Here is a 24291-nt window from a genome sequence, read left to right on the forward strand (position 1 = left end):
ACAATAGGGGATGACCAATCCCGTAGTAGACCCATCTGCCATTGAAATTACTCCTGAATACCAGGAGGTAATCGACGCTATCGAGCGTCACGACCCTTATATTTTTGTGAGTGGTAAAGCGGGTACCGGCAAGACCACCTTAATTGGCTATCTGCGTGAGAACATCCCAGGTAATGTCGTGGTGGTGGCACCAACCGGTGTAGCTGCATTACAAGTGAAGGGTGTCACGATTCACTCCTTCTTTCGCTTGCCGCCACGCTTGATCTTTCCAGAGGAGGATATCAAGCCTTTAAAAGATAAGCGTCTCTATAAAGATATCCGTCTGCTCATCATTGATGAGATCTCCATGGTGAGAGCAGACGTGATTGATGCAATGGATTTGTTTCTGCGTGCCAATGGCCCCCATAAGAGCCAACCCTTTGGCGGAATTCAAGTGATGTTTGTGGGGGACTTATTTCAATTGCCTCCAGTAGTATCCCAGGCGGACATGCTGGTGCTAGCTGAGCGAGGCTATGAAGGTCCTTACTTCTTCTGTGCGATGGCCTTGCATCGTAAGGATGTGACGATGGTAGAGTTGTCTAAGATCTTCCGTCAGAAGGATGCTCACTTTGCAGGACTTCTCAATCAGATCCGGATTAATCAAGATATTGGTGAGGCGCTCAATATTCTGAATGAGCAGTGTTTTGAAAATGCACCAGAAGTAGATGATCAAACAATTACGCTGACTACAACCAATGCGCGTGCTGATCAAATTAATAATGCAGGCCTGCGTGCATTAACAACCGATGCCAAGGTCTATACCGGCAATAGCACCGGTAAGTTCAATGTAGATGATCGTAATTTGCCATCGCCAAATCACCTCACGCTAAAAGTGGGTGCCAAGGTCATGTTTACCGCGACTGATAGCAACTTTCCTAAGCGTTGGGTCAACGGCACAATTGGAGTAGTGCGTGAATTGTTACCCAATAGCGTGAAAGTCATGGTGCAGAACGGCCCTTACTCCAATACGGTTGAAGTAAAAGGGCATCAGTGGGAATCTTATCGCTATGACCATGACATGATGTCCGGAAAGATTTCACCAAACATTATTGGCACCTTTGTGCAGATCCCATTAATGCTAGCTTGGGCTGTCACCATTCATAAGAGCCAGGGCAAGACCCTCGATAAGATCAAAGTAGATCTCTCATCGGGAGCATTTGCATCTGGGCAGGTCTATGTAGCCCTGAGTCGCTGCACCTCAATTGAAGGGATCACCCTAGAGCGACCCATACAGCCCAAAGATGTGAGCTGCGACCAAGAGGTGAAGCGTTTCTATCTCAACTGTTTGCCTGGTTAATCTGTATCAAGCCTTGACTTTGCAATAAAATAGTTATAACATTGTTATTACTATGAAAAAACAGTTGCATCTTCAAATCCGTCAAATAGGTAACTCTCGTGGAGTGGTTATTCCTAAGGCTATCCTTGAGCAGGTAGGGTTTGATGATCAGGCTGACTTGGTGATTGAGGGTGACAGGCTCGTATTAAGTAAACCCAAAAAAAAGCCCCGTGAAGGTTGGGCTGAGGATTCAAGAGCCATTGCCGAGGCTGGTGAAGACGAATTAGTGTTGGGCGACTTTATGAATGAAGCTGATGAGGATTGGGTTTGGTAAAAAGTATCGTTTCACGCGGAGATATTTGGTTAATTAATCTAGATCCAACTATGGGAAGTGAGATTAAAAAGACTCGACCATGTGTTGTTGTATCTCCGCAAGAGATGCATGACTTTTTGCGAACCGTGATTATTGCGCCAATGACCACAAAAGGAAGATCAGCATCCTATCGCGTGCCGATTACACACGATGGTAAAAAAGGTTTAGTTCTCTTGGATCAGATTCGCACAATAGATAAGGCCCGCCTAGTCAAAAGATTAGGCGCAGTCAGCAATAAAACATTGGGAGCTAGTCTCGATATATTGCAGGCAACTTTTACGCCGTAGTTGGAAATCTAGAATCCCGCCGCCAATCCATCGCGGCGATGATCGCTACCAGCAATATAGGCATCTTTAGTTTCTTCGCCGAGCAGCGCAATTGCTTGGGCGCTACCAAAATCCAAGCTATTTGCTGGCATCACAGTGACTTCATGCCCCATCGCCTTTAAGCCTTCAACCACCGCTGTGGGCATAGAGGCTTCTACTGTGAGTTTGCCAAGATCATCAATTCTCCAGCGGGGTGCATCAGAGCAAGCTTGCGGATTGAGATACTCATCAACAAATCGCATGACAAACTGAATGTGTCCTTGTGGCTGCATATTGCCACCCATCACACCAAACGCCATAGTAGGTTGATTACCCTTTGTTAAAAATGCAGGAATGATGGAGTGAAAAGGGCGCTTACCTGGCCCTACTTGATTGGGATGACCATCAGTCAGGCTAAAGCTCATGCCGCGGTTATGGAGTGCAATGCCGCCGGGAGCAACCACTCCGGAGCCAAAGCCCTTAAAGTTCGACTGAATGTAAGAAATCATCATGCCGGATTCATCTGCAGCACAAAGGTAAACGGTGCCACCAGCATGTGGATCTCCAGCGCCATATGTTCCCGCTTGATTGTGATTAATGAGTGCAGCACGGCTAGCCAGATAATCCCTATCTAATAAAGCACTTGCTGCCACCTTCATCGAGCTGGCATCAGATACGTAGGCATAAGCATCTGCAAAAGCAATGCGCATTGCTTCTACTTGAAGATGAATACGTTGTGCAGAATTGGCGGGATATTGTTTTACATTGGCTGCCTGCAAAATACCCAGCGCCATTTGTGCAGCGATGCCCGAGCCATTGGGTGGTATTTCATGGAGAGTGTATTCACCATAATCAAATGCCAAAGGCTCAACCCATTCAGTTTGATTATTCGCAAAGTCAGTCATGGTGAAGCAACCACCAGTACTCTGTGCAAAGTCAACCATGCTTTGCGCTAACTTACCGGTATAAAAAGATTCACCTTCAGTCTCAGCAATTTCACGAAGTGTTTTTGCTTGAGCCGGGTAGCGCCATATTTGGCCGGCAACAGGAGCCTTCCCGTCGATCAAAAAAGAATCACTAAAGCCAGGTTGATTCTTTAGGATCGGAACTGCTTCGCGCCATTGGCGAGCAATCACCGGCGAAACTGGAAAACCATTCTCGGCATAATCAATTGCGCGCTTAAAGAGTTGCGCAAAAGGTAGCTTGCCAAATTTACGAGATAACTCAATCCATCCAGACACCATGCCTGGCACGGTTACGGTATTCCAGCCAATCAAATCCATTGCAGCTTTGCCTGAAAAATAGTCTGGCGTCCATGCACTGGGTGCCCGACCAGAGGCGTTCATGCCATGCAGTTTTTTGCCATCCCAAATCAATGCGAAGCCATCCCCACCGAGACCATTCATAGTGGGCTCAACTACGGTGAGTGTGATTGCTGTCGCTAAAGCCGCATCAACCGCATTTCCTCCATGTTGAAGAACTTCAATGCCAGCTTGGGTTGCTAAAGGCTGTGAGCTAGCAACAGCATTTTTAGCTAACACTGGGGCGCGGGCGCCACTATAGGGAGGAGAAATCAACATAATTGCAATTTTCTTAGTTAAAGATGTGATACAAAATCGGAATAGCTACCGCACTAATCACGCCGTTCATGCCCATAGCGAGACTGGCATACGTGCCTGCCTCAGGATGAATACTAAATGCTCGCGAGGTGCCGATACCGTGAGCGCCAATGCCAATGGCAAAGCCACGTTGCCACCATGCCTTCATGCCCAGTGCATTCAGAATAAATGGCGCCAAAATAGCCCCCAGAATTCCGGTGGTGACGGCAAAGATAGCGGTGAGGGTTGGGGATACGCTAATACGCTCGGCGATACCCATGGCAATTGGTGCGGTTACCGACTTGGGATACATGGCACCAGTGATGCTGGAATCTGCGCCGAATAACTTGGCGATATTGACGGCGCTGATGATGGATACCAAGCCACCTACAACTAAAGACGCTAGCAAGGGAAAAGATCGACCCTTAAGACTGCTGAGTCCTCTATATATTGGTATTGCCAACGACACAGTGGCCGAGCCTAATAAGAAATGAATAAATTGAGCACCTTCAAAATAGGTGGAATAGGGCATCTCAATCAATTGAATCATGCTGGCCACCAAGATGATGGCAATAGCTACTGGGTTCGCCAGGGGATTTTGTTTAGTCGCTCTATAGATCAAGAGGCCAATTTGATAGGCTGCCAAAGTAATAAAGAGGGCAAATAAGGGGCTAGCCGAGAGGTAAACCCAAATCTCTACGATGGAGTGCTTTTCACTCATGATTCTGTGCTTTGGTGTTTTGCACTCAAAAAGCGGACAACAATTGCCGTTGTGGCGATTGTGAGAATAACGCTACCCACTAAGGCGCTCACAATAGCCAGTGCATTGGCTTTGAGTTGAGGTAAAAATAGAACCACACCTACTGCTGCCGGTACGAATAAGAGTCCAAGGTATTGGCTAAAGCCGTCTGCGACCATGGCGAGATCGTTGTTAATCCCTTTGCGTAGTACCAGCCAAATAATCAGTAGTACCAAGCCAATCACAGGACCCGGAAGAGTCGGCAAGGCGAACTTGGATACGAGCTCGCCTAGACTCTGGAATAACAGTATTTGAACAAGGCCGGAGATCATAGATAAGGCCTCAGAGATTCAACTTAATCGGAGAAGACAACCGAAGTGGCTCCATTAATCAAGACGCGGTCATGCAAGTAATAACGAAGAGCGCGTGAAAGCACGGTGCGCTCTAAATCTCGACCTTTGCGAACCAAGTCTTCAGGTGTATCGCCATGGGTGACGCGAGTCACGTCTTGTTCAATGATCGGACCTTCATCCAAATCGCTAGTAACAAAGTGTGCTGTAGCGCCAATCAGCTTAATGCCTCGCGCATGAGCCTGGTGGTAAGGCTTGGCACCTTTGAAGCTAGGCAAGAATGAGTGATGAACGTTAATGCAGCGTCCAGATAATTTGGTGGACAAGTCATCTGACAGAATTTGCATATAGCGCGCCAAAATAACCATATCCACTTTGGACTCAGCAACAATTTCCAAGAGTTTGGCTTCTTGTGCTGGTTTGGTTTCTGGTGTGACGGGAAGGTGATAAAACGGAATATCGGCAAAATCAATGCTGGAGTAAACCTCGCGCGGATGATTGGAAACGATTCCGCAAATAATCATTGGTAATTCACCAATACGCCAGCGATAGAGTAAGTCTACCAGGCAATGATCTAGCTTAGATGCCATGATCAATACGCGCTTTAAATCTTTGACGGCACGCAAGTCCCAAGTGAGATCAAAACGGTCAGCGATTTCTACAAAGCCAGTTCTCAAAGTGTTGCTATCAGCACTACAGCTAAAACTCACGCGCATAAAGAAACGTTTAGAAGCTTTGTCATCAAACTGTTGAGCTTCTTCAATATCACCACCCAATTCATAGATGTAGGTTGAAACTGCGGCAACAATGCCTGGACGATTAGGGCAGGTAAGTGTGAGGTAGTAATTTTCTGTAGTCATGGCTTTAGTAAATGGGATTGCTTATAAGGCCTAATTTTAGACTGCTTATTTAGAAGTGGTCAGGCTATCTGCAGGGCCTGGATAAGGCTCGCTCATATCTTTGATGGTGGGGACGGGAATATCGCTGCAAATGGGTTTAGGTCCCAAAGCATTGAGGAAATTGCAATCTTGCTTGGTGGCTGCAGAAGCGGCGTGTTCTAAGGGGGATTTTCCGGTGGTGGCCGTAGAGATGGCGCTCACCGCAGTTGAAGGATTTGCTACTGCTACTGAGACGGCAGCAGTCCCAGCAGAGCTAGCTACACCAGTTGCTGAACTACCTAGGGCTAAAAGAGGGGCTGCGCAACCCATCATACCGAGGCAAAGGGCAGCGCCTCCAAGGATGGCGGTTAGATAAAAGCAAAAAGCAGACCAGCCCGATGGGTTTGGTCTGCTTAGGCAGGCATTCAAAGAAATGTAATTATTTGCGCTGGCAGACAACGTTAAATACTCCTGCTGCCCATGATTCATTTACAACAGGTTCAAATTCACTATCTGGAGTCTTGTTATCTGAAACTACTGCGCCGCTACCTTTATTGCCAGCAAACTCTTTGTATTCGATTGGGCGATAGCTAATAGCTGGACAGTTGTATTCATTGATCCCAATGATTGAGCTAACAGGCTGCTTTGTTTTGGGATTTACGCCAGGTTTTTTAAAATCTAACATCGACATAATCTGTGCTTTTTCACCAGAAGCGCTAACGGTATCTAGATCTACATAAACCACCATTAACTCATTTGATCCCAATTCTTTCCACTCAGCGAAACTGCTGGAGAATGGAAGTAGGGAGAGGGCGGTAAAAATAGTGAGTGTGTGTAATTTTTTCATATTCAATAGCGTTGCCAATCAATCAGTTAAACCCCAATCGGGCCTCTAGCCCCTATTCTAAACTCCCCGGCTTATTTTTCCTTAATATTCAGATCCAGCTGCCTGCTAATTTTTTTGGGTTTCATTTGCTGTGGGAGATATTCATTTTGAGCCCAAAGTCCACTCATATTCCGATAGAGCTTACTTTGCACCCAGCCAGATTGACCAGTTTGATAAATAAAGAGAGATTGCTCTAAATCAGACAAATCAAAGAGCGTCCGAAGGCTTGGGGCCTGCTTGGTTTCAAAAGGATTGTCGGCTCTCAGAAGTTCCAGGCGCCCCACATTGATGCTAAAGCTATCCCCGGGAAAAGGCTGCGTCAAATTGAAGAGGCTTCCCAAGAGAGGGACCTTGCTTAATGGTCGATGCTCTGAGACGGCAATATGTGCATTGCCCCAAGTCCAATTTTTGGGGTTATTGCCAAATTGGGCGCTCAGCTGCTCTAGTGCTTTATCAAGTGCCGCATTGGAAGCGTCCGCACAACTTTCAATTTGTTCAGTATTGGGATCATTGCACCAAGGGCTATCTGGATTTTGCAATTGCAAAATCAAAGGCTGTCTAAAGTTGCGTGCCCCGTAATTTTCTGTGAACAAATATCCCAAACGAGAAAAAAGTTTTCTTGATAGCTGATCAGCCCAAGCGTTGAATATGAGTGCACCAGCACTATCTATTTTCATATCGCCATCAAAGTTTCTGCTCGGCTCAATGGCTTGTTGAGCTAAAGGATGTTTTGATTGAGCGGACTTAAATAATTCTAATAATGGTGTAGCGCCCAAAGAGAGGGTATCTGCTTGCATTGATTTCATGGAGGCAAGATCATGCACAGATTTGCCTTTGATGAGATCTACGATTCTGTCGTAGCGGGTTGGCAAATCCCAGTCGCCAGTGAGCGGGTTGGGATCGTTGCTAGACAATATTCTTTGGTTGGCTGTGGCTATCCAGTTTGCGTCTGGGTTATTGCTACTGGGTAGTTGATCAAATGGAACGTATCCAGCCCAGTCATATTGCTTCTCCCAGCCCAGTGCAGGTGCTACTCCATATAGCCCTTGGTGCAAGGTGCGCTTAGGGGCAACACCAGCCGCCTGAAGTGAAATATTTCCATCGACATCTGCCATCACTACGTTTTGCATGGGTGCATAGTTTTTGCGCAACGCTTGCTTAAACGCATTGATATCTTTTGCGTGATTCATATCGAGCAAACCAGCAACAGATTGATTTTCAATATCCAGGGCAGTCCAGCGTAAGCTGAGGGCAAAACGATCGGTATCAATAGCTCGTTTGGCTCGTGCATATGATTCTGAAATCACGGGGCCATGTCGAGTCTCTTTAACCAAAAAGCGAAGCGGGGGCTGACCTTTGATGTCGATGATTTCTTGTCGCACTTTAAATGGAAGCGATCCTTCTGGGCCTCGATAGACACCAGGATTTTTTGGGTCTAATTGCTCAATATATAAATCCTGAACATCTGGGCCGGTATTCGTAAAGCTCCAAGCGAACTTATCAGTTCTACCCAATACCACCGCCGGAATACCAGGCAGGGTAGCGCCAATGACATTAAGGCTTGGTGCCTCCATATGAGCCATATACCAAATGGCTGGCGCTGATAAGCCGAGATGTGGGTCATTAGCAAGTAACGGTTTGCCAGAAGCTGTGAGCTTCCCGCTCAGCGCCCAGTTATTAGACCCAAGGCCATCCTTGCCGCCTGGCACTTCATTGATGGCCAATTCAGTGGCAGGTAGCTTTTTCGACTTTTGATCGCGTGTGAGCGGATTCGGATTAAATACATTGATGTCCCGATACATTTTGGCAAAGTCAACATTGCTCACAGGGTCGCCTGGCGTATATGCTGGCATCACTTCCCATACTTGCTTCGTAGTCAAAAATTGCGAGAGCTCAAGTCGCTGCAATTCTTTATGCCAGTTACCACCCAGATCTAGTGCCATCATCAACATCCATGCCACGCTGTCCGTAGGGGACCAATGACCTGGTTTAGATCCAGTTAAAAAATATTCAACCGGCAGGGCCCAACCCAAGTGAGCATTGCCAGCATTGACTCCATCCGCATAGGATTGCAGCAATCGCTTGGCGGCAATAGGGTAGCGATCAAACTGTTTTTCAGCGGCATGTTTAATGCCTAAGGTACGAATAAAGCGATCAATCGCTAGAGTTTCTTTACCGAGGATTTCAGAGAGTCGACCGCTGGATAGGCGGCGGTTAATTTCCATTTGCCAGGAACGTTCGCTAGCATGTAAATAGCCCAAGGCAAAGAGTGCGTCGCTTGAGCTTTTTGCCTGAATATGCGGAATGTCGCTCTCATCAAAGCTAATCGCAACGGAATCCCCAAGGGTTTTAATGACCCGCTTACCGGAGGGGTTGGTTTGAGCTGAAACAAGGTAGATTATTCCAGCTGTAATGAGCAATATTAGGCCTGCAGAACCAAGCCAAAAGACGGCTTTGAATAGAGCCTTGAGACCTGGGCTTGGAGCGGATATTTTCATGGGAATAGTTTAGTGGGTTTGCCTTGGCTGCCAGACCAGCCCAGATGATTGGTGGCTTCCCGCCCCAAATGAGCCTCGCATGCTAAAATTTTGCTTGTCTTGATTTATTTAGTACGGCTTTATTGCTCGTGCGAGCCCGAGTGGTGAAATCGGTAGACACAGCAGATTTAAAATCTGCCGACTCAAAAAAGTCGTGCCGGTTCGATTCCGGCCTCGGGCACCAATCGATTGATTTCAGGCATCTTTGAAATACCTTCCTATTCTTCTACTATTTCTATTTGTCACTCCCTGTTTGGCGGTAGAGCCTCTGGTTTTTACTTGTGAGCGCACAGAAAAGAATTACACCGAAACCTACGATCTCAAGCTTATTCCCGCCTCAAAAAATCAGAAGGCAAAAGTCTTTGTTGATGATCGAGATTTAGATCAGTCAGATGAGTTTGGTCGGCAAATAGTGAAGAACGTGCTTATCACCGAATCCACAGTACTGATTTCGATGGAGGCTCACTTTCCTCCAGAGAGTTTTGACGGTGTTCAGTACGGGGCGGGTTCAGTCATCACAGCGATAACGATTAATCGTGCCACTGGTCAGTTGAGAAAAGCGGAGACCATAAAAGGTGGAATTCTGTCAGCAACCCTCGGTGAGGGTACAAAGACTTACCAAGAGCAGTGCACAGCCGCTAAAAAACCTTAGTTAGGTTCGGTTACAAATCCAAGCTTAGTTAAACCAGCTCTGCGCGATGCGGCTAGCACTTGAGCAACATACTCATACTTCACAGACTTATCGGCGCGCAAATTAATTTCCGGTTGCGGTTCTTTCTGAGCAGCTTTTTCTGCATAGCCATCAAACGTCTTTAAATCAATTTGGGTGCTATTCCAAAATATGTGACCCTGAGCATCAATCGAGAGCTGCACTGACTCTGGCTTCACTTCATTTCTGACGCTATTCGCTTTTGGCAATTCCACTTTGACTGCTTGCTGAATGACCGGCAGGGTGATGATGAAAATAATTAACAGTACCAACATGACATCCACCATTGGAGTCATGTTGATTTCGGACATGATGCCGCTGTCCTCGGAATCGCTCTGAAGATTAAAAGACATACTTATTCTCCGGACTTCACGCGGGCGCCAGTTACAAAATAGGCGAGTAGATCATTGCCAAAGCGATTGAGATCGGCGACCAATAATTTATTGGCGCGATTAATGGCATTGAATCCGAGCACCGCAGGAATTGCCACTGCTAGGCCTAAGGCGGTCATGATAAGTGCTTCACCAATAGGGCCGGCAACCTGATCAATCTGCGCGCTGCCTGAGCTACTGATCGCGATTAAGGCATGGTAGATGCCCCATACGGTTCCAAATAGACCCACAAACGGTGATATTGCACCAGTAGAACCCAAGAAGGTGAGCCCTTTTTGGAATTGCGCTGCTACGCCGTCAATGCTGTTCTTGAGGCTTCTCGCCATCCACTCAGAGTAGTTCAGCGTTTGCAGAAGCTCGCGATGATTAGTGGATTGACTCTGATGGTGGATCGAAGCGCCGCTTGCTGCCTTCGCAATCTGATAGTAAGGGTTGCTTGCATGGCTAGTAAATGCGTTCAGACCTTGATCATATGAGGTGGCACGCCAAAATTGATCAACCTCTACCTTCAATTTGTTCAGAGTACGCAAATCCCAAAAGCGTGACAGGAGAATGACCCAGGTCACAACAGAGCAAGTGAGTAGGATGATTGCTACAAAGCGGGTAACAGCATCGCCTTCAAGCCAGAGATTTGCTAAGCCAAATGGTGTATTCATAATATTAATTCTTTAAATTAAATTTAATTAAAAGGTTGGTAGAAATTCTTTGCGGTGAACCATTTACCAGGAATGGCTTAAAGCGATAACGACGACCAATCTCTGTTGCTGCACGATCCAACCTTGGAAAAGAGCTGGAGCGTAATAAAGCCACATCCTCAACACTGCCAGATTCATCAATGATTAATCGAACCACTACTTCACCTTGCTCGCCAGATCGTTTAGAGAAGGAAGGATAGTAGGCATCTGCATCAGGCTGATAGACCACAACCAGTTTACCAATGTCGGTCTGGATCGGTGTACCGCTTGAACCAGAGGTGGTGGCAGGTGCAACCGTAGCATTTGGGGTCTGTGAGTCGCTACTAGATTGCTGTGGTGTTGGTGGGGTAGCCGTTTGTTGCTGAGTTTGCGGCGGTGTAGGTGCCTGGGTGGATTTCTCATCCACGGTTTTCTTCTTCTGCTCTTGCTTGGGTTTTGGTGGGGGCGCAGCTGGAGCCGCTTGAGGTTGCTTAGCAGCCTCAGGGCTCACGAGGTTGGCCATAACCCGCGTGTCATCTAGATTGTTATCGTTGTCAGGTTTCATGCCGCTTTGAAAGCCAATCAAAAAGAGGAAATGCAAACCAAGAACGATGCCAATAATGATGCGTTCGCTTGTATTGAATGGCAGGCGTGCATTCACTCTGCTGAAGAAAGTGCTCATCTAAAGGTGCTCACTAACTGAGATTGAGTGCTGCGCTCAGTGAGATCCGATTGCATCAGCTCATGCGCCATTTGATGCAAAAGCTCGGCATCTTTGCTGCTAATGAATTGAATGGAGCCCTGATCGCCATCATTCAATTGCTTGCCTTGTGCCTCTAATTTTCTTTTAAGCTGACGTACTACAGCATCACTGGTATCAATTAAGTTGATTGAGTCTCCCAGCAGTTTGCGAATAGCTTTGCGTAGAAAAGGGTAGTGCGTGCATCCCAACACTAGGGTATCTGCTCCCGCATCTTGAATGGGCTCTAGATGCTCGGCGAGTAACTCCAAAGTTTCTTCACCATTGGCTTGGCCTGCTTCTATTAGAGGGACTAAACCAGCGCCAGCTTGTTTTACAAATTTGCAGTTCGGAAGTGTTGCCAGCAAAGCGCTAAATTTATCGCTCTTGAGCGTAGCTTCAGTTGCGAGTACGCCAACGATGCCATTGGCTGACTGCATTGCTGCAGGCTTGATGCCAGGCTCAACGCCGATGATCGGAATATTGCTAAGCTCATTGCGAATATGTGCAATAGCTTCGGCAGTAGCAGTGTTGCATGCAACCATAATCGCATCACATCCACGTGCTGCTAGGTATTGGCACAATTCCATACTGCGTGAAGCTATCCACTCGCTAGACTTTTCTCCATAAGGTGCATTGATGGAGTCTGCTAGATAAATATAGTCATGCTCGGGAAGCTGGCGCAAAGCCTCATCCAAAATGGATAAGCCTCCAACGCCAGAATCAAATACCCCGATGAGTGCCAAGTAAAGGTCGCTTAACTAACGGTAGTCACTTGAATGAATAACTTAAGCAATCTTGACTGGAATGCCACCAATCTTTGCTTGCCACTCTTTTGGACCTGTCTCATGCATCGAGATTCCGGCGGAGCTGACAGCTACTGTCACTGGCATATCTTTGACATCAAACTCATAAATCGCTTCCATGCCCAGGTCAGCAAAGCCAACTACCTTTGCCGTCTGAATTGCTTTGGAGACCAAGTAAGCAGCACCGCCAACGGCCATCAGATAAGCAGACTTATGTTTCTTGATTGCCTCAATTGCAGTAGGACCGCGCTCTGCTTTACCAATCATGGAGATCAAGCCAGTCTTAGCCAACATCATCTCAGTGAACTTATCCATACGTGTTGATGTGGTTGGGCCTGCTGGACCAACTGCTTCATCACCTACAGGATCAACTGGACCAACGTAATAGATCACACGGTTCTTGAAGCTCACTGGCAATTCTTCACCCTTAGCTAGCATGTCCTGAATGCGCTTATGTGCCGCATCACGACCGGTCAAAATTTTGCCGTTGAGAAGGAGTGTTTCGCCTTCTTTCCAGCCAGCTACTTCCTCAGCTGTCAAAGTATCCAAGTTCACACGCTTGGATTTCTTGGTATCCGGAGTCCAGGTGACATCTGGCCAGTCAGCTAAGGAAGGCTTTTCTAATACTGCTGGACCATCGCCATGTAAGTGGAAATGTACGTGACGAGTCGCGGCACAGTTCGGAATCATGGCTACTGGCAATGAAGCCGCATGCGTTGGGTATTCCATTATCTTGATATCAAGAACGGTAGCTAAACCACCAAGGCCTTGTGCACCAATACCGAGTTGATTAACTTTTTCATATAGCTCTAAGCGCAATTCTTCAGCGCGAGTCTTCGCACCGCGTGCGATCAGTTCTTGAATATCAACTGGACCCATTAATGACTCTTTTGCCATCAACATGGCTTTTTCTGGGGTTCCGCCAATACCAATGCCCAAGATACCGGGAGGGCACCAGCCCGCACCCATGGTTGGAACAGTCTTGAGTACCCAGTCTACGATCGAGTCAGATGGATTGAGCATGACCATCTTGGCTTTGTTTTCAGAGCCACCACCTTTGGCAGCGCAGATGACTTCAACATCGTCACCTGGAACGATTTCGTAATGGACAACAGCGGGGGTGTTATCGCCCGTATTTTTACGTTTACCAGCGGGATCTGTCAGAACTGAGGCACGTAGAGGGTTACCTGGGTTCATGTAAGCGCGACGCACACCCTCATTGACCATCTCAGTAACACTCATCGTGGCATCGCCCCATTGGACATTCATACCAATCTTAAGGAAAACGACTGCAATACCGGTGTCCTGGCACATCGGGCGATGGCCTTCGGCACACATACGGCTATTGGTCAAAATCTGAGCAATCGCATCTTTAGCCGCAGCACCCTGTTCCAACTCGTAAGCCTTGCCCATGGCGGAGATGAAGTCTTTTGGGTGGTAGTAAGAGATGAACTGAAATGCGTCTGCAACGCTTTGAATAAGGTCGTTTTGTTTGATATTTGTCATGTTTTAGGCTTAATTTGTAAGGTTTCGTCTATTTTAAGGGTTTGCCATAGAGCAAATCTAGCGTGTTTTCACTTATCTTATTAGCTCTTGGGGGTGTATTCCCCCAACTCTGCGCTATTTTTTGCGGAAAAGATGACTGATTATTAAATAGAAGGGCTGTGAAGCATGGAACCATTGATGCAAGAAAACCGCGTATTTAACCCACCTGCAGACTTTGTTAAAGCTGCGGCCATTCCTGGAATGGAAGCTTACAACAAGCTTTGTGCTGAGGCTGAAAAAGATTATGACGGTTTTTGGGGTCGTCTTGCTAAAGAAAACATTTACTGGAAAAAACCATTCACCAAAGTTTTGGATGAGTCTAAGGCGCCTTTCTATAAGTGGTTCGAAGATGGCACAACGAATGCTTCATACAACTGCTTAGATCGACAAGTTGAAAACGGTCTCGGCAATAAGACTGCATTGATTTTTGAAGCTGATGATGGTTCCGTTACAAACGTAACTTATCAAGACTTGCTCGAGCGCGTTTGCAAAATGGCAAATGCACTTCGCAAGATGGGCATCAAGTCTGGTGATAGCGTCATTATTTATATGGCGATGACTATTGAAGGCATCGTTGCTATGCAAGCCTGTGCCCGTATTGGCGCAATTCACTCTGTTGTGTTTGGCGGTTTCTCTGCACAAGCTTTACGTGACCGAATCATTGACGTAGGTGCCGTTGCAGTGATTACTGCTGATGGCCAATTCCGTGGCGGTAAATCATTGCCATTGAAGGCAATTTGCGATGAAGCCCTTTCTACCGGTGAGTGCGGCAAGGTTAAGCATGTCATCGTAAACAAGCGCACAGGCTCTGAAGTCACGATGACTGCAGGTCGTGATGTATGGATGCAAGAAATCGTTGCTAACGAATCTGCTACATGCGAGCCAGAGTGGGTTAGTGCTGAGCACCCACTATTTATTTTGTACACATCTGGATCAACAGGTAAGCCAAAAGGCGTACAACATTCAACCGGTGGTTACCTCTTGTGGGCAATCCTCACAATGAAGTGGACCTTTGACATTAAGCCAAATGATGTGTTCTGGTGTACTGCGGATATTGGTTGGGTAACAGGCCACTCCTATATTACTTACGGCCCTTTAGCTGTAGGCGCTACTGAGATCGTGTTTGAGGGTGTTCCAACCTATCCAAATGCTGGCCGTTTCTGGGAAATGATCCAAAAACACAAAGCGACTATTTTCTACACAGCTCCAACAGCAATTCGTTCACTGATCAAAGCATCTAGCAATGATTCAGCAGTGCATCCAAAGAGCTATGACCTCTCTTCATTACGCCTCTTGGGTTCAGTCGGCGAGCCGATTAATCCAGAAGCTTGGATGTGGTACTACGAGAATGTTGGTGGCTCACGCTGCCCAATCGCAGATACCTTCTGGCAAACCGAAACTGGTGGCCACATGATTTCACCATTGCCAGGCGCAACACCAATGGTTCCAGGTTCATGCACATTGCCATTACCAGGTATTCAGGCAGCCATTGTGGATGAGGCTGGCGTTGATGTTCCAAATGGCCAAGGCGGTATCTTGGTTGTGAAGCGCCCATGGCCTTCCATGATTCGTACGATTTGGGGTGATCCAGATCGCTTCGTGAAGTCTTATTTCCCAGAAGAATTGGGTGGCACTTTATATCTTGCTGGTGACGGCGCAATTCGCAATAAAGAAACTGGTTACTTCACCATTACAGGTCGTATCGATGACGTACTAAACGTTTCTGGTCACCGCATGGGCACGATGGAAATTGAGTCTTGCTTAGTTGCCAATCCATTGGTTGCTGAAGCAGCGGTAGTGGGTCGTCCAGATGAAATGACTGGTGAAGCTATCTGTGTATTCGTGGTTCTTAAAGGTGGTCGCCCAACTGGCGATGATGCTAAGAAGATCGCTACAGAGTTGCGTAACTGGGTGGGTAAAGAGATTGGTCCAATTGCTAAACCTAAGGACGTTCGTTTTGGTGATAACTTGCCTAAGACCCGTTCCGGCAAAATTATGCGTCGCTTGTTGCGTGTGATTGCTAAAGGTGAAGAAGTGACTCAAGATACTTCAACCCTTGAAAATCCAGCAATCTTAGAACAGCTCAAAGAGTCTGTTTAAGCGGTCTAGGTTTTTAGAGGCAAACCCTTCCGGCAATCGTATAATCAATGGCTGTACGGAAGGGTGGATGAGCGGTTTAAGTCACACGCCTGGAAAGCGTGCGTAGGTTAATAGCCTACCGCGGGTTCGAATCCCGCCTCTTCCGCCAGTAGTTTGAAACCACCTTCGGGTGGTTTTTTCATTGTTTTTGCCTGATTTTTTTTCTAAATCGGCCTCAGGATGCATGTTATTTAGCCCCACAACCCGCTGTTTTTAATCAAAAAATGGGGTTTTTGGTCTTTTTGTTGCATTGCCGCAAATAATTCTTGCAGTGCATCAAAAAACTTTTTACAATGGTGCATCGCAATAAATTTTATCAATATAAAAGAATAGGAAAACATCATGTTCCAAAATCAATTAAATGACCAAATCTCACAAGCTCAAGCTAAAGCTGTTGAAAACGCAAAGTACTTGGCTCAAGTAGCTGTTGAAAGTGCAAAAGAATTAGCGGAAATCAATCAAGCTGCTGCTAAAGATGCTTTAGTTGTTGCTCAGGATGCAAGCGCACAATTATTGGCAATTAAAGATGCTCAACAATTGGCAAAATTGGCTCAGCCAGAAACTGCTCAAGAAGCTGCTAAGTACGCTGCTGCTTACCAAGCTAAGGTAAACAAAGTTGTACGTAACGGTAACAAAGAAGTTGCTCAAGTAGTTGAGGCTTCTATTGATGACGCACGTGCTGACATGGTTAAGTTTGTTAAAGAAGCTACTAAGACAGCCCCTGCTGGTTCTGAGGCATTTGTATCTGCATTTAAAACTGCATTCGAAACTTCACTCCAACAGTTTGACCAAGTTCGCGCTTCAGCAACTGACGCTTTCGCAAACTTTGAGAAAAGTGTTGACGCTGCATTGGCTAACATTCAAGGTCAATACGCAGTAGCTAAGCCAGCTGCAAAAAGCCGTAAAGCTGCTTAATTCGTTTTAACTGCTTCATGTGAGAAACCGCCTTCGGGCGGTTTTTTCTTTTTCGGCCTCCCAGACCCGCTGGACATGGTTTGACCGCCAATTGACTCAATTTAAGAATGTGTTCAATATGATAAAATTGCAAAATTGATTCGTAATCTTGTAAGAAACGGGTCACATTTTTTCCCACCAAATCATTGAGAGGGTCTTCAGTGGCCGAAAGTAATCAGCAAGGTTGCCTATTTGTAGGCGAAGGGGTTGTGCTAAAGGGTAACTTTGAAGTTCCTGACATTGCATCTATTTCTGGAACGATCGAAGGCGAGCTCACTGCTAAGCAAGTGATTGTTGAGTCTACTGGCACCATCCGCGGAAAAGTCACCGGTGAAATGGTTGATATTCGTGGTGAGGTTGTTGAATACCTTGCCTCCACTCAGTCTTTGATTATTCGCTCGACCGGCAAGGTGAGTGGCGCAATTCATTACTCAGAAATTGAGATTGAAAAAGGCGGTCATATTTATGGTGATCTGCATATCGCTGGATCTTCCCGTAGCTAATCTCAAAGAAGCTTATGTTTTCTAAAAAACCACCAGTAGCGCCTGTAGACGAAATTACTTTGGATGAATCAGCTGAGATTCCAGAGCAGGGTGAGAGTGACGCTGACATCAACTCTGAGCAATCGGCCGTTAGTGCACCACGGGTTCCTAGTAAGCCTTCCATCATCAGCGAGGGCTTTGAATTTGTAGGCACAATTACCTCCGAAGGTACATTGAATATTGCTGGCGTTGTTAAAGGCAAGATTACAGCTAAATCTGTTTTGGTGGATGTGGAAGGCCTAGTAGAGGGTGAGCTCAATGCCGACCTATTGATGGTTAAAGGTAAAGTGACTGGTGATGTGAAGTGCCAAGATTTAAATGTAGGCCCTAGGGCATTCGTAGATGGCACTATTGCATATCAAAATATCCACATTCAACGTGGCGGCAAGGTAGCCGGTAAATTCAATAAGAACTGATTTCGTTCTTAAATCAAATGTTTTTTAAAAAAAAGTATGTAGATGAATTGCTACATCCGACTATTGAGGATTTCGACACAATAGTTGGTGCCACTACTGTGATTCATGGCCGGATTGTGACAAATACAGGTTTGCGTATTGATGGCACAGTCATTGGCGATATTGAGGCGCAAGCTGACGGCAAAATCTCTGTGGCTCTAGGTAAGACCGGGAAGGTCGAAGGCGATATCCATGCCCATCGTGTACTGATTGCTGGCAATGTTGAAGGCAATATTTATGCCTCTGAGCGGGTTGAGCTCCATTCCGGGGCCAGGGTTAATGGTGATGTGACCTATGGGCAGCTTGGAATCGAGTCAGGAGCAACGATTAGTGGCCTCATGATCTCAAAAACTGGTGAAGCTCCTGTTGGTAATTATGACTCTAGCATGCTGGTACGCAGTGAATTTTCAGCCCCTAAAAGCAAGTAGTTTTTTACTGAGGGCCTACTGATTGGTAGCGACCAGCTAGCGCTTGAATGGGGTTGATAAGCGAATTGTTGTGTCTGACTTCATAGTGCAAATGTGGGCCGGTAGTACGGCCAGTACTACCAACCTCAGCAATTGTTTGGCCGCGTGTGACTGGCTGACCTTGCTGCACATGAATCTTTCTGGCATGCGCGTACTTAGTAACAAATCCATCAATGTGCCTAATCTCTATAAAGAGGCCATAAGCATAATCATTTCCAGTGCGGATGACGATCCCATTTCCAGCAGCTAAGATCGGCGTACCTGGGGGTGCTGAAAAATCAATGCCGGGGTGTTGTGCAATACGCTTAGTAATTGGGTCGATGCGAGGCCCGTAGTTGCTTGATAAGCCAGTAATAGTGGCGATTGGAGCCCCTATTGGCAGTTGGCTGAGCCAGCGATATTGGCGATTCCAATTTTGCTCTAGCTTTTCAACTGCTTTCAGCAAGTTTTTCCCGCTATCCACCGAAGTGTCTAGATCTTTAATTAGTGAATCTTTAGATTTTGGGTTGAACTGAATGGGAAGATGAGGGCCACCTTTTCCACCCTCATCATGAATTCTGGATCGGATAGGCACGGGGGTTGCAAGCTCAGTAAAGCGCTCTTTGAGAGTTTGCAATTTACCAATTTGATCGGCTACTTTAATGAGCTGACTTTGTAAGGTCTCTAATCGTTCCCGATAGGCCGATTCTATTTCCTCTTTTTCTTGCAGGGTGATCACGCCACCCATTTCCCGCGCAAGATCTGGCTTAAATTGCACTGCAATTCTGAATCCAAAAAAATGAATGCCTGCGCCAATCAAAATAAATGCGATACATGAAGCTGCCGCAATCTTGAATAGACCAAGACCGGTGATGTTAATTCGTTTAATTTGTGAGGTTGATCCGGAGATCCAGATAATCTGCATATGGCGGCTAATTCAAATCTATTGAGGCAAGTCTCTATTTTAATAGATTTGAGTTAGCCCAAGGGGTTATTTCGACCGAGATATATACCCCTTTAAGATAATAGCCCTTAATTGAATCATTTCTAGATAGTCTAGACTGGTGATTGAGGCCTAGTACCGCTGAATTGCGTATGTAGGCTAAAAATCTGAAGGTGATAAAGCTACGGTGGGTAGTTGGCTGGCCATGCATTTAATAATGGGCGGTTGTAATAAGTAGAATTTTCACCGGCAATGTAAATCCAGTTTTGTATTTCTATTTAAGATTCAAATGACTTTAAGCATGACAGCCTCCAAACTCTTCACTCTACGAACCTATTTACTCCGAATAATTGGGGGCTTTTTTGTACTCACCTTTTTATTCTGGGGCGCGTGTCATCTTTGGGTGCCGAGTGCCATTAAGAATGCTGTGCAGGGTTATGGCAAAAAGATTGGTTATGAAATTGGCTATCAAGATCTCAGCATTTCTCCTTTGCGACTACGCATCGAAATTGATGGCTTGCAATTAGTGAATAAGCAACAAGGGCAATTGCTTGACTTAAAGAAATCGGTAGTAATGCTGAAGTGGTCTCACCTCATTATTGGGGAATTGGGATTCGATGAGATTCTGTTGGATGGGCCCAGCATTAAGCTCGAAAAGACGGCCTCTAAAGGTGTGGGGTCATGGAATTGGCAGGAGTTGATAGCTGCAATTACGCGCAATTTACCTCCCGTGGATTCAACTGCGCCTAAGAAGGACATCAAAATTTCAGTTGATGAATTCAAGGTCTCAAATGGTTCTTTTGAGGTATTTGATCCTCATACCAATTTGCAAGAGCGATTTAAGTCGCTTTCTATCGAGCTGCGTGATATTGCGAACTACGATCAGCAGGGCGATGTCAATGGTGTGCGTGGCCAGTATGGTCTCAATCTAGGTGCACTGAGTTTTACTTTGCCAGGTTTGAATAAAAAGATTGCCCTTAAACATGTGGCTATAAAGGGTTCGTTAGATAATCCAGCGCCTGATGAGCTGGGTGCTCAGATTGACCTCGAGATTGATGATGGACGCATCGGCTCTCATTGGAATTTCAAAGTAGATAAGTCGATTGCGGGCCGAGTTCAAATCAACAATGTTTCAATTGCGCCTTTTGTTACATTACTTCCGGTCAATAAAGAGCTATTGACTCAGGGCGGGGCTATTCAGTCTGTTATGGATGTCAGTCTGAAAGATGATGCGCTTGCTATCTCAGGAGATTTGCATTTGCTGGGCTTGGATTTGCTTGAGCAAGGACAAAAGCAATCACTCATGAAATGGAAATCTGGCGATGTGAGTCGATTTGTTTATCAGAGTACAAAGGGCTCTGGTGCAAGTCTGAGTATTGAGGAATTATCGGTTTCTCAACCAGCGCTCCAGTTTGAAATTGATGAAAAGGGCTTCTCTAATTTCAGGCGTTTATTTTCGAAGCAGGAGAGTGATCTGAAACTTGATCCACCCGTTGTGGAGGCAAAAGAAAAACAGTCATTTGCCTTGGAAATCAAATCATTGCGCTTGCGTGATGGCGAGGTACAGTTTTCTGACTTGGCTATGAGGCCCAATTTCAAGGTCAATCTTAGAAAATTTAATGCTAGGTTTGCAAATGTCAATAATCTCCCGGGCCATTCATCAACTATGACCTTAGACGGCATGTTGGCTGAATCTGGATCGATTCGGGGTAAGGGTCAAATTTCATTTGATGATCCACGCCGTAATAACGATGTGACGCTGAACTTCAAAAATGTTCCACTCAACGCCTTTAATCCAGCAGTTATGACCTTTGCTGGATACCAAATTGCAAGCGGTCGGATCAATTTGAATTTGCATTACAGCGCCAAGGATGGAGATCTAAAGGGAAGCAATCAAATCATCATTAAGAAGATTGAGCTTGGCGAAGAGGTGGCTGATTTTCAGGGTAAAAAATTGCCGCTGGGTTTAGCAATTGCATTGTTAGAAGATTCTGACGATACGATTGATGTCACTATCAATATTGCTGGCAATGTAGACTCACCTGAGTTCAGTGCAAGCGGTCTAGTGTGGCAGGCAATCAGCAATGTGTTGACTAACGTCGCCACTGCACCATTTAGAGCTTTGGGTGCGCTCCTAGGAATGGGTGCTAGCGATGGTGTGAATGCGGTCTTGGGCGAGGCTGTGTACTTGCCGCCAGATCAGGATCGCTTACAAAAATTTGGCGACTTTTTGGTGAAGAAGCCCCATGCCACATTAGAGCTCGTAGGCACCTATGACCCCAATGCAGACAAATCTGCTTTAGCACGGGCCACCGCAGATTTGGCTATTCTGAACGCGGCTGGAATCAATATCTCTCCGAATGATCCCATTCCCACGCCTGATTTCTCGGATACCAAGGTCCAGGCTGGCTTGAAGTCAGCCTACGCTCAATCCGTTGGCCGAATCAAATTGGGCCAACGTTTAATTACCCTGCCGGATGGATCGGAACGCAATGAACAATTACACGCAGAGCTGATTGCCAGCATTCCTGTGACAGAGGAAGATTTGAAGAGTCTAGCTAAAAATCGGGCCAAGTTAGCACAAAGCTTGATGGTGAAAAGTAACCCAGGGCTAAATGATCGGATTAGTTTGGGTGAGGTCAAAACCGTTAGCGCGGCCAAGGAGGGCGTTCCCCTCGAAGTTGAAGTCAGAATCAAGTAGACTTGAGGTATGAATTTACCTACATTGCGCCCCTTAGTCATTCTTGCCTCTTTTGCTGCCATTACCCTGGCTGGATGTGGCTCCATTGAGTCAGCAGCCCAAGATGACTGCACTTCGATTGGCTGGCAAATTGGTAGCAAGGGATACAACGAGTGCTTTAAGGCGCGCGTTTATGAGCGCAAGTTGGACTACTCACTCCCACCTGGCGACCAGCCGTCCCCATCAGTTATTTAACCTAGGGTTTACCCTGAATATATTCACTTGAGCTCCGTCAAGGACTTGAGTGTAGAAATAACCCAAAATCATTCGTGATTTTGGGGATTTCCTATATATAGCGCGGCAAATCATTGTTCGTTATTTCAGGCGTTCTCAAGCCAGGCTTTGTGCACATAAAACAGCATCATTATTGCGATAAGAAATTAGAGACTAAAACTATGAATCACCCAAAACCCTCTGGAGAGATCCAGGCTGTTGCTGTCGCAACTGCGGATGACTTAAGGGAAACCATTCGTCGCAAGAGCAAGCTCAAAGGCCGTCAAGCAGATGACACCTCTTTAGCCGAGGTTCGCCAGTTGATTGGTGATGCGCCTCATCGCCGTGATTTATTAATAGAAAATTTACATAAGCTCAATGATGAATACCGTGCTTTGCATGACCGTCATTTAGTTGCCCTCGCAAAAGAAATGAATTTGCCGATGGCTGAAGTTTACGAAGTTGCCACTTTCTATCATCACTTTGAAGTGGTACGTGGCAATGATCCTGTTGCCGACATCACGGTGCGTGTGTGTGATGGCATTGCATGTGAATTAGCTGGTGCACAAAACCTATTGGCAAAGTTACCAACAATTTTAGGTAATCCTAAAGTCAAAGTAGTTGCAGCCCCATGCGTAGGCCGTTGTGAGCAAGCGCCTGTAGCGGTAGTGCACCAGTACCCAGTATTGTTTGCTACCGCCGACAAAGTGAGTGCTGCCGTCAAAAATAATCTGACGACCCAACCAATGGCCAAGGACAGTGCCAATTTTGATCCAGCAGCTTTGGCCGAAAAAGGTGTATCTCCTCAAGGTGAAAATCAGGCAGTCTCTCCAGACTATGTTGGTTATGAGTCTTATCGCGCACAAGGTGGATATGCTTTAGCCAAAGAAATTATTGATGGCAAAAAAGATGCTGAGAGCATCATTAAGGCCATGGAAAATTCTGGTCTTCGTGGTCTTGGTGGTGCAGGTTTCCCGGCGGGGCGTAAGTGGCGGATTGTGAAGGATCAAGCTGCGCCTAAGTTGATGGCGGTAAATATTGATGAAGGTGAGCCAGGTACATTTAAAGACCGTACTTATTTAGAGCGTGACCCACATCGTTTCTTGGAAGGTTTACTGATTGCAGCCAATGTAGTGGGTATTGATGCTTGCTATATTTATTTGCGTGATGAGTATCACGGTTGCCGTGAATTACTCGAAGCCGAGTTGTCTAAGCTCAAGGCTAACCCCCCATTTAAGTTGCCATTGATCGAGTTGCGTCGTGGTGCCGGTGCTTACATTTGCGGTGAAGAATCCGCCATGATTGAAAGCATCGAAGGTAAGCGTGGCGAACCTCGTATGCGTCCTCCATACATTGCTCAAGTGGGACTATTTGGTCGTCCAACACTGGAGCACAACTTTGAAACTCTCTACTGGGTGCGTGACATTGTTCAGCGTGGCCCAGAGTGGTTTAGCTCTTTTGGTCGCCATGATCGCAAAGGCTTGCGTAGCTATAGCGTCAGCGGCCGAGTCAAGAACCCTGGCGTGAAGCTTGCTCCTGCTGGCATCACGATTCAGGAATTGATTGATGAGTACTGTGGTGGCATGCAGGATGGTCATCAGTTCTACGGTTACTTGCCAGGCGGCGCTTCTGGTGGCATCTTGCCAGCAACCATGAACGACATCCCGCTTGACTTTGATACCTTGCAGCCCTACGGATGCTTTATTGGTTCAGCTGCAGTCATGGTCTTTGGGGATAAAGACAAAGCACGTGATATGGCGCTCAACGTCATGCACTTCTTTGAGCATGAGAGTTGTGGTCAGTGCACGCCATGTCGTGTGGGTACGAGTAAGGCTGCCAAGCTCATGCAGTCCAAGTCTTGGGATAAAGAAACTTTAGAAGACTTAGTAGCTGTGATGGTTGATGCCTCCATCTGCGGTCTAGGCCAAGCTGCACCCAATCCAATTCGCTGTATTGCTAAATATTTCCCGCAAGAAGTTGCTTAATCAGCGACAAATCACCAAGGGAAAAACG

Annotated in this window: 25 protein-coding genes and 2 tRNA genes; 14 read left to right on the forward strand and 13 right to left on the reverse strand. The window is 46.3% G+C overall.

Going from position 1 to position 24291, the window contains the following annotated elements:
• The first annotated feature begins 10 nt into the window (after nt 1–10).
• From A2X74_RS04480 to A2X74_RS04490, 3 genes are all read left to right on the forward strand, one after another.
• On the forward strand, nt 11–1336 hold the full coding sequence (locus A2X74_RS04480) for a DEAD/DEAH box helicase (RefSeq protein ID WP_293625933.1): 1326 nt from the start codon (nt 11–13) through the stop codon (nt 1334–1336).
• A gap of 64 nt (nt 1337–1400) precedes the next feature.
• The gene (locus A2X74_RS04485) at nt 1401–1649 is read left to right on the forward strand and encodes an AbrB/MazE/SpoVT family DNA-binding domain-containing protein (protein ID WP_215387881.1); all 249 of its coding nucleotides are present in this window, start codon (nt 1401–1403) and stop codon (nt 1647–1649) included.
• 5 nt (nt 1650–1654) lie between these two features.
• Nucleotides 1655–1975 carry a type II toxin-antitoxin system PemK/MazF family toxin gene (locus A2X74_RS04490; RefSeq protein WP_216226272.1) on the forward strand — a complete coding sequence of 107 codons (321 nt, stop codon included), beginning with the start codon at nt 1655–1657 and terminating at the stop codon, nt 1973–1975.
• An 8-nt stretch (nt 1976–1983) separates the two neighbouring features.
• Here A2X74_RS04490 and ggt read toward each other — a convergent pair whose 3' ends face one another.
• The 7 genes from ggt to A2X74_RS04525 all read right to left on the reverse strand — a co-directional run bounded on the left by ggt (nt 1984) and on the right by A2X74_RS04525 (nt 8942).
• Nucleotides 1984–3573, reverse strand: a complete 1590-nt coding sequence (gene ggt / locus A2X74_RS04495) for a gamma-glutamyltransferase (protein ID WP_293625935.1) — start codon at nt 3571–3573, stop codon at nt 1984–1986.
• Nucleotides 3574–3586: 13 nt separating this feature from the next.
• Nucleotides 3587–4312 (reverse strand): LrgB family protein, encoded by a 726-nt coding sequence (locus A2X74_RS04500; RefSeq protein ID WP_293625937.1) that lies wholly within the window; start codon nt 4310–4312, stop codon nt 3587–3589.
• Nucleotides 4309–4662: a CidA/LrgA family protein gene (locus A2X74_RS04505; RefSeq protein ID WP_293625939.1), complete on the reverse strand. Its 354-nt coding sequence runs from the start codon at nt 4660–4662 to the stop codon at nt 4309–4311. Before A2X74_RS04505 ends, A2X74_RS04500 begins: the two co-directional genes overlap by 4 nt.
• A 23-nt stretch (nt 4663–4685) precedes the next feature.
• On the reverse strand, nt 4686–5540 hold the full coding sequence (gene purU / locus A2X74_RS04510) for a formyltetrahydrofolate deformylase (RefSeq protein WP_293625941.1): 855 nt from the start codon (nt 5538–5540) through the stop codon (nt 4686–4688).
• A 45-nt stretch (nt 5541–5585) separates the two neighbouring features.
• Complete coding sequence (locus tag A2X74_RS04515; protein WP_293625943.1) at nt 5586–6017, reverse strand: hypothetical protein; 432 nt, start codon at nt 6015–6017, stop codon at nt 5586–5588.
• Nucleotides 5998–6405: a surface-adhesin E family protein gene (locus A2X74_RS04520; protein WP_293625945.1), complete on the reverse strand. Its 408-nt coding sequence runs from the start codon at nt 6403–6405 to the stop codon at nt 5998–6000. The genes A2X74_RS04515 and A2X74_RS04520 overlap by 20 nt, the downstream gene beginning before the upstream one ends.
• A 71-nt stretch (nt 6406–6476) precedes the next feature.
• The gene (locus tag A2X74_RS04525) at nt 6477–8942 is read right to left on the reverse strand and encodes a penicillin acylase family protein (protein ID WP_293625947.1); all 2466 of its coding nucleotides are present in this window, start codon (nt 8940–8942) and stop codon (nt 6477–6479) included.
• A gap of 134 nt (nt 8943–9076) precedes the next feature.
• Between A2X74_RS04525 and A2X74_RS04530 the strand changes: the two genes are divergently transcribed.
• Together A2X74_RS04530 and A2X74_RS04535 are read left to right on the forward strand one after the other, a co-directional pair.
• Nucleotides 9077–9165 (forward strand) — tRNA-Leu (locus A2X74_RS04530).
• A 21-nt stretch (nt 9166–9186) separates the two neighbouring features.
• Entirely contained in the window at nt 9187–9633 is a 447-nt protein-coding gene (locus A2X74_RS04535; RefSeq protein ID WP_293625949.1) for a hypothetical protein, read from the forward strand.
• On the opposite strand, the gene A2X74_RS04540 is transcribed toward A2X74_RS04535, so the two are convergent.
• From A2X74_RS04540 to A2X74_RS04560, 5 genes are read right to left on the reverse strand one after another with little or no spacing between them, the layout of a single operon-like run.
• Nucleotides 9630–10043 (reverse strand): biopolymer transporter ExbD, encoded by a 414-nt coding sequence (locus A2X74_RS04540; protein ID WP_293625951.1) that lies wholly within the window; start codon nt 10041–10043, stop codon nt 9630–9632. The genes A2X74_RS04535 and A2X74_RS04540 overlap by 4 nt on opposite strands.
• A gap of 2 nt (nt 10044–10045) precedes the next feature.
• Nucleotides 10046–10738, reverse strand: coding sequence for a MotA/TolQ/ExbB proton channel family protein (locus tag A2X74_RS04545; RefSeq protein ID WP_293625953.1), 693 nt, complete (start codon nt 10736–10738; stop codon nt 10046–10048).
• 4 nt (nt 10739–10742) lie between these two features.
• Entirely contained in the window at nt 10743–11438 is a 696-nt protein-coding gene (locus tag A2X74_RS04550; RefSeq protein WP_293625955.1) for an energy transducer TonB, read from the reverse strand.
• Nucleotides 11435–12241, reverse strand: a complete 807-nt coding sequence (gene murI / locus A2X74_RS04555) for a glutamate racemase (protein WP_293625957.1) — start codon at nt 12239–12241, stop codon at nt 11435–11437. The genes A2X74_RS04550 and murI overlap by 4 nt, the downstream gene beginning before the upstream one ends.
• Before the next feature lie 42 nt (nt 12242–12283).
• Nucleotides 12284–13807: a fumarate hydratase gene (locus A2X74_RS04560; protein WP_293625959.1), complete on the reverse strand. Its 1524-nt coding sequence runs from the start codon at nt 13805–13807 to the stop codon at nt 12284–12286.
• Nucleotides 13808–13972: 165 nt separating this feature from the next.
• Here A2X74_RS04560 and acs point away from each other — a divergent pair, with 165 nt between their 5' ends.
• From acs to A2X74_RS04590, 6 genes are all read left to right on the forward strand, one after another.
• The gene (acs, locus tag A2X74_RS04565) at nt 13973–15946 is read left to right on the forward strand and encodes an acetate--CoA ligase (protein ID WP_293625961.1); all 1974 of its coding nucleotides are present in this window, start codon (nt 13973–13975) and stop codon (nt 15944–15946) included.
• A 57-nt stretch (nt 15947–16003) separates the two neighbouring features.
• Nucleotides 16004–16094 (forward strand) — tRNA-Ser (locus A2X74_RS04570).
• Nucleotides 16095–16327: 233 nt separating this feature from the next.
• On the forward strand, nt 16328–16900 hold the full coding sequence (locus A2X74_RS04575) for a phasin family protein (RefSeq protein WP_293625963.1): 573 nt from the start codon (nt 16328–16330) through the stop codon (nt 16898–16900).
• A gap of 200 nt (nt 16901–17100) precedes the next feature.
• Nucleotides 17101–17442 (forward strand): polymer-forming cytoskeletal protein, encoded by a 342-nt coding sequence (locus tag A2X74_RS04580; protein WP_293625965.1) that lies wholly within the window; start codon nt 17101–17103, stop codon nt 17440–17442.
• Between the two features lie 14 nt (nt 17443–17456).
• A complete protein-coding gene (locus A2X74_RS04585) occupies nt 17457–17897 on the forward strand; it encodes a polymer-forming cytoskeletal protein (RefSeq protein WP_293625967.1) in 441 nt (146 codons plus the stop codon).
• 17 nt (nt 17898–17914) lie between these two features.
• Nucleotides 17915–18364, forward strand: coding sequence for a polymer-forming cytoskeletal protein (locus A2X74_RS04590; RefSeq protein ID WP_293625969.1), 450 nt, complete (start codon nt 17915–17917; stop codon nt 18362–18364).
• Nucleotides 18365–18368: 4 nt separating this feature from the next.
• Here A2X74_RS04590 and A2X74_RS04595 read toward each other — a convergent pair whose 3' ends face one another.
• The gene (locus A2X74_RS04595) at nt 18369–19307 is read right to left on the reverse strand and encodes a peptidoglycan DD-metalloendopeptidase family protein (protein WP_293625971.1); all 939 of its coding nucleotides are present in this window, start codon (nt 19305–19307) and stop codon (nt 18369–18371) included.
• Nucleotides 19308–19626: 319 nt separating this feature from the next.
• Between A2X74_RS04595 and A2X74_RS04600 the strand changes: the two genes are divergently transcribed.
• The 3 genes from A2X74_RS04600 to A2X74_RS04610 all read left to right on the forward strand — a co-directional run bounded on the left by A2X74_RS04600 (nt 19627) and on the right by A2X74_RS04610 (nt 24263).
• Nucleotides 19627–22026 (forward strand): DUF748 domain-containing protein, encoded by a 2400-nt coding sequence (locus tag A2X74_RS04600; protein ID WP_299764665.1) that lies wholly within the window; start codon nt 19627–19629, stop codon nt 22024–22026.
• Between the two features lie 9 nt (nt 22027–22035).
• Nucleotides 22036–22260 carry a hypothetical protein gene (locus A2X74_RS04605; RefSeq protein WP_293625977.1) on the forward strand — a complete coding sequence of 75 codons (225 nt, stop codon included), beginning with the start codon at nt 22036–22038 and terminating at the stop codon, nt 22258–22260.
• A gap of 200 nt (nt 22261–22460) precedes the next feature.
• Nucleotides 22461–24263, forward strand: coding sequence for an NAD(P)H-dependent oxidoreductase subunit E (locus tag A2X74_RS04610; RefSeq protein ID WP_293625980.1), 1803 nt, complete (start codon nt 22461–22463; stop codon nt 24261–24263).
• The last annotated feature ends 28 nt before the right edge of the window (nt 24264–24291 follow it).

The sequence above is a fragment of the Polynucleobacter sp. GWA2_45_21 genome, assembly GCF_001830325.1.
In the GTDB taxonomy this organism is placed as follows: domain Bacteria; phylum Pseudomonadota; class Gammaproteobacteria; order Burkholderiales; family Burkholderiaceae; genus Polynucleobacter.

Coding starts and splice junctions, on each gene's coding strand:
- A2X74_RS04480 (WP_293625933.1), top strand. CDS start 11: ATGACCAATCCCGTAGTAGACCCATCTGCCATTGAAATTACTCCTGAA.
- ggt (WP_293625935.1), bottom strand. CDS start 3,573: ATGTTGATTTCTCCTCCCTATAGTGGCGCCCGCGCCCCAGTGTTAGCT.
- A2X74_RS04500 (WP_293625937.1), bottom strand. CDS start 4,312: ATGAGTGAAAAGCACTCCATCGTAGAGATTTGGGTTTACCTCTCGGCT.
- A2X74_RS04505 (WP_293625939.1), bottom strand. CDS start 4,662: ATGATCTCCGGCCTTGTTCAAATACTGTTATTCCAGAGTCTAGGCGAG.
- purU (WP_293625941.1), bottom strand. CDS start 5,540: ATGACTACAGAAAATTACTACCTCACACTTACCTGCCCTAATCGTCCA.
- A2X74_RS04520 (WP_293625945.1), bottom strand. CDS start 6,405: ATGAAAAAATTACACACACTCACTATTTTTACCGCCCTCTCCCTACTT.
- A2X74_RS04525 (WP_293625947.1), bottom strand. CDS start 8,942: ATGAAAATATCCGCTCCAAGCCCAGGTCTCAAGGCTCTATTCAAAGCC.
- A2X74_RS04540 (WP_293625951.1), bottom strand. CDS start 10,043: ATGTCTTTTAATCTTCAGAGCGATTCCGAGGACAGCGGCATCATGTCC.
- A2X74_RS04545 (WP_293625953.1), bottom strand. CDS start 10,738: ATGAATACACCATTTGGCTTAGCAAATCTCTGGCTTGAAGGCGATGCT.
- A2X74_RS04550 (WP_293625955.1), bottom strand. CDS start 11,438: ATGAGCACTTTCTTCAGCAGAGTGAATGCACGCCTGCCATTCAATACA.
- A2X74_RS04560 (WP_293625959.1), bottom strand. CDS start 13,807: ATGACAAATATCAAACAAAACGACCTTATTCAAAGCGTTGCAGACGCA.
- acs (WP_293625961.1), top strand. CDS start 13,973: ATGGAACCATTGATGCAAGAAAACCGCGTATTTAACCCACCTGCAGAC.
- A2X74_RS04575 (WP_293625963.1), top strand. CDS start 16,328: ATGTTCCAAAATCAATTAAATGACCAAATCTCACAAGCTCAAGCTAAA.
- A2X74_RS04585 (WP_293625967.1), top strand. CDS start 17,457: ATGTTTTCTAAAAAACCACCAGTAGCGCCTGTAGACGAAATTACTTTG.
- A2X74_RS04590 (WP_293625969.1), top strand. CDS start 17,915: ATGTTTTTTAAAAAAAAGTATGTAGATGAATTGCTACATCCGACTATT.
- A2X74_RS04595 (WP_293625971.1), bottom strand. CDS start 19,307: ATGCAGATTATCTGGATCTCCGGATCAACCTCACAAATTAAACGAATT.
- A2X74_RS04600 (WP_299764665.1), top strand. CDS start 19,627: ATGACAGCCTCCAAACTCTTCACTCTACGAACCTATTTACTCCGAATA.
- A2X74_RS04605 (WP_293625977.1), top strand. CDS start 22,036: ATGAATTTACCTACATTGCGCCCCTTAGTCATTCTTGCCTCTTTTGCT.
- A2X74_RS04610 (WP_293625980.1), top strand. CDS start 22,461: ATGAATCACCCAAAACCCTCTGGAGAGATCCAGGCTGTTGCTGTCGCA.